This window comes from Haloferax profundi (assembly GCF_001469865.1).
GTDB classification, from domain to species: Archaea; Halobacteriota; Halobacteria; order Halobacteriales; family Haloferacaceae; genus Haloferax; species Haloferax profundi.
Genome location: NZ_LOPV01000096.1, coordinates 1 through 4,199, shown reverse-complemented (window position 1 = coordinate 4,199; position 4,199 = coordinate 1). Strand labels below are relative to the sequence as shown.

The 4,199-nt window shown below is 63.1% G+C and carries 3 protein-coding genes; 2 read left to right on the top strand and 1 reads right to left on the bottom strand.

What is annotated here, in order from left to right:
* Together AUR66_RS04855 and AUR66_RS04850 are read left to right on the top strand one after the other, a co-directional pair.
* Positions 1-1,810: PAS domain S-box protein (locus AUR66_RS04855; protein WP_058571367.1), on the top strand; the 1,810-nt coding region annotated here is incomplete at its 5' end.
* Between the two features lie 99 nt (positions 1,811-1,909).
* Positions 1,910-3,037 carry a DUF373 family protein gene (locus AUR66_RS04850; protein WP_058571366.1) on the top strand — a complete coding sequence of 376 codons (1,128 nt, stop codon included), beginning with the start codon at positions 1,910-1,912 and terminating at the stop codon, positions 3,035-3,037.
* A 53-nt stretch (positions 3,038-3,090) separates the two neighbouring features.
* On the opposite strand, the gene AUR66_RS04845 is transcribed toward AUR66_RS04850, so the two are convergent.
* Positions 3,091-3,933 (bottom strand): polyprenyl synthetase family protein, encoded by an 843-nt coding sequence (locus tag AUR66_RS04845; RefSeq protein ID WP_058571365.1) that lies wholly within the window; start codon positions 3,931-3,933, stop codon positions 3,091-3,093.
* Positions 3,934-4,199 lie beyond the last annotated feature (266 nt).

Here is a 4,199-nt window from a genome sequence, read left to right as displayed (position 1 = left end):
GGTCGATTGCGTCGTCTCCGAGTACGAATTCGACGAGACCACAGGCATCGACGTGCTTCGGACAGTCCGCGAAGAACACCCGAACCTCCCGTTTATCCTGTTCACTCGCCACGGGTCCGAATCCATCGCCGGCGACGCCATCGCCGCCGGCGCGACCGGATATCTTCCGAAAGACCACTCGAACGCGACGCTCGACACGCTTCGTGACCGCATCCGAGATGCTGTCTCGGGTGCCCGCCGCTCTGCGGAACGCGACAGAATGCGCTCGTGGTACGAAGCTATCGTCGAACAATCACTCGTCGGACTGTACGTCGTCCGAGACGGCCGCCTAAGGTACGCGAACGACTATCTACTCGACCTCCTCGACTACGACCCGGACGAGGCGCTCGGCCGTCCGGTCGTCGAGTTCGTCGCCGACGAGGACCGTCATCTAATCGAGGAAGGCATCGCCCCCAGAGACCACGCCAGTGTCGACGCCATGGCGTACACCATCGACGTCCTGTCTGGTGATGGACGACCGATTTCGATGGAAGTCTCCGGTCGACGTGTGATGGTCGATGGTGAGGAAGTCATCGTCGGTTCGGCGACGGACGTCACTGCTCGTCTGGACTCAGAACGCGAACTCAGGCGCTCAGAGCGCGTCACCAGACAGGTCATCTCGTCGCTTCCAGACATGGTCTTTCTCTCCGAACCCGACGCGTTCGACATCGTCTACATCAACGATACGTTCGAGCAGGTCTGGGGTCGTTCACGTACAGAACTCTACGACGACCCCATGTCGTTTCTCGAACTCGTCCACGTCGACGACAGAGACCGACTCGAGCGGGAAATCGACGTACTGTTCGACGATATCGAAGCCGGCGTCGTCGAAGACAGATACGATTTCGAATTCCGGTTCTCTCCCGAAGGGAGCGAGACCGCCCGGTGGGCCGCCGCACGGGCAGTCCCCCTGTTCGCAGAAGACGGTACTGTCTCGAACGTACTCGGCGTGATGACCGACCTCACGGACCGAATCAGACGCGAGCAGGAACTCGCACAACAGAACGCCCGCCTCGAAGCGTTCGCTCGTGTCCTTTCGCACGATATTCGTGGCCCACTGGCGGTGGCACAGGGAAGACTCAGCATCGCCCGCGAAGACGGGGACCGGACACATTTTGAACACGTCGAACGTGCCCATCGCCGCATCGAGGAGGTAATCGAGGACGTTCGCTCGATGGCGTGCGACGAACAGGTGGCCGTCGACACGTCTCCCGTCGCCTTGGCCGACACCGCAGCGGTCGCGTGGGAGATGAGTCGGTCGAGCACCGAAGACGCCAGGCTCGAAATCGGCGAACTGCCGGTCGTCGAAGCAGACGAGAGTCGGGTAAAACGCCTCTTCGAGAACCTCTTTCGCAACGCGGTGGAACACGCTTCCACGAGCAATCGAGCGAAGCCCGATGACGTTGCCGAGCATGGCTCGACAGGCCGTCGGAATCGTTCCGACGACGCTGTGGAACACGGTACGTCGACCAACGGCACAGGACTCGTGATTCGCACTGGTCAACTGCCGTCGCGACGCGGATTCTTCGTCGAAGACGACGGCCCCGGTATCCCCCAGTCGGTTCGTGACGACATCTTCGACACGGGCGTGAGTTCCACAGACGACGGGGAGCGTGGACTCGGACTCGGTATCGTCCGGCAAATCGTCCACACGCACGGGTGGCTTATCCGGACCGCCGAGAGCGACGCTGGGGGTGCACGGTTCGAGATACTCTTCGACACCGTCGGTGACACCGACCGTTCGACGTGTGACACCGACCGTTCGACGTAACACTCGTCCGGGCGGCGTCGGTGGGGACTGATCGACGGACCACGACTCACTGACCGCGCCCCCGAAAACAGATATATCCCCATGGCATAGGAACCAACGATGCTCTTGGTCCTCTGTGTCGACCTCGACGACGACCTCGGCCGCAAGACGGGTCTCTCGACCCCTGTCGTCGGCCGACAGAACGTCGAGGATGCTGCAGTAGCACTCGCTACCGCCGACCCAGAGGACTCCGACGTGAACGTCCTGTTTCAGGGAATCCGCGTCCACGACCAACTCCTCGAAGACGAAGACGAAGAGGTCGAAGTCGCCGCCGTCACGGGCGTCGATGGAAGCGACGTGAAGGCGAATCGAGCAATCGGTGAGGAGATAGACACAGTCCTCGCCAGTATCTCGACCGCCGAGTCCATCCACGCCATCGTCATCTCCGACGGCGCACAGGACGAATCCGTCCTCCCGGTCATCCGTTCACGGGTGCCTATCGACGGCGTCCGCCGCGTCGTCGTCAGGCAGGCGCAGAACCTCGAATCGATGTACTACACGATGAAGCAGGTACTCGCCGACCCCGAGACGCGCGGGACGATTCTCGTCCCACTCGGTATCTTGCTGCTCATCTATCCCTTCGTCACCATCGCGAGTCTCTTCGACGTGCCCGGTGCCGTCGTGTTGGGTCTCATCTCGGCGCTACTCGGCCTCTACACCCTGTTTCGCGGCCTCGGACTCGAAACCGCCGTCGACGAAGCGGCGAACCGTGCCCGGAACGTCCTCTACGCAGGCCGTGTCACCATCATCACTTACGTCGCTGCCGCGGCACTCCTCGTCGTCGGCGGGGTTCGCGGTATCGAACTCCTCCAGACCGTCACAGAGAGCGTCGGCGGCAACCCACCCGCGGGACTCGTCCTCGCCGCACTCGTCCACGGTGCTGTCGAGTGGTTCGCCGCCGCCGGTATCACGAGCAGTCTGGGCCAAGTGACCGACGAGTACCTCCACGACCGGTTCAAGTGGCGCTACCTCAACGCGCCGTTCTACGTGGCCGCTATCGCCATCGTCCTCTACGCACTCTCAGGGTTCTTCCTCCCGGAGGGCGTCGTCGGCGTCCAGAAGTTCTACCTCACCGGTCTCGCCGTCGCACTCACCGTCGGCACACTCCTCGGCGTGCTGAGTACGCTCACGTTCGCAGTGGCCGAGTCGCGGTTCCCGACGACGCCTGACGGCGAACAACCGGCCTGAGAAAAAGAAGGAGAGGGAGAACGCGACTTTTCGGAAGCGACCAGCGACCCCGATTAGCTCTCGCGGACGACGACGAACTGCGCCAAGTCGCGGAGGTACTCCAACGACTCCGAGTCACCGACGCCGGAGGAGTCGAGCGCACTGAGCGCGTCGTCAGCCTGTTTTCGCGCGCGCTGATTCGCGTCTTCGGGCGTGAGGTCTGTCACCTGCACGAGCGACGGGCGACCCATCTCGGCGTCCTGCCCAGTCGGCTTGCCCAGTTCTTCGGCGTCTGCAGTGGCGTCCAGCACGTCGTCGCGAATCTGGAAGGCAACGCCGACGCGCTCTGCGTAGTCGCCGAAAGCCTCGACGACCTGTGCGTCGCCACCGGCGGCGACGGCACCAAGTTCGGCGGCGGCGCGGAACAGTGCGCCCGTCTTTCGCCGGGCCAGTTCCATGTACTCGTCTTCGTTCGAGGGGATGGCGACGAGTTCGGTCGCTTCGCCCTCGCCGAGTTCGACCATCGATTCGGCGACGATGCGAGTCGCTCGGTCGCTCGACGAGAGGAGGGCGAACGCCTCTCCGAGCAGCCCGTCCGAGGCGATGATTGCGGGGCCGTAGCCGTATTCGGACCACGCACTCGGCGTCCCGCGGCGGATGTCGGACCGGTCGATGATGTCGTCGATGACGAGTGACGCGTTGTGGACGAGTTCTACGCCGACCGCGAAGTCGACGGCGTCTTCGGGGGCACCCCCGACGGCCTCACAGGCGAGGATGGTCACAGCGGGGCGGACGCGCTTGCCACCCGCCAGAGCGACGTGGTCGAGTTGGTCGGCGAGTTCCGACGGTTCGACCGCCGAGACGACCTCCTCGAGGCGGTCGTTTACCATCGTGACCCGGCGCTCCAGGTATTCCATTGTCGGTTCGTAGGGTTGGGTAGGGAAGTACGTACCGGATTTGACGAAACCGAGCGACTGGGACGGAGCGCGTGGCGGTTTCTGACCGCCGACTGGCAACGATATTTTGCTCCGTCGGTGTCGTCGTGTGGCCGTCGCTGTGGGTGTCGATACTGAAAGATGTGGGAAGCGGACGCAGTAGTCGTCTACTCGAACTGCTCGATGAGTTCCGGAACCACGTGCGACCACCTTTTTCCGAGGTTCGCTGTCGCTCACCTCGCAAAAAT

Coding starts and splice junctions, on each gene's coding strand:
- AUR66_RS04850 (WP_058571366.1), top strand. CDS start 1,910: ATGCTCTTGGTCCTCTGTGTCGACCTCGACGACGACCTCGGCCGCAAG.
- AUR66_RS04845 (WP_058571365.1), bottom strand. CDS start 3,933: ATGGAATACCTGGAGCGCCGGGTCACGATGGTAAACGACCGCCTCGAG.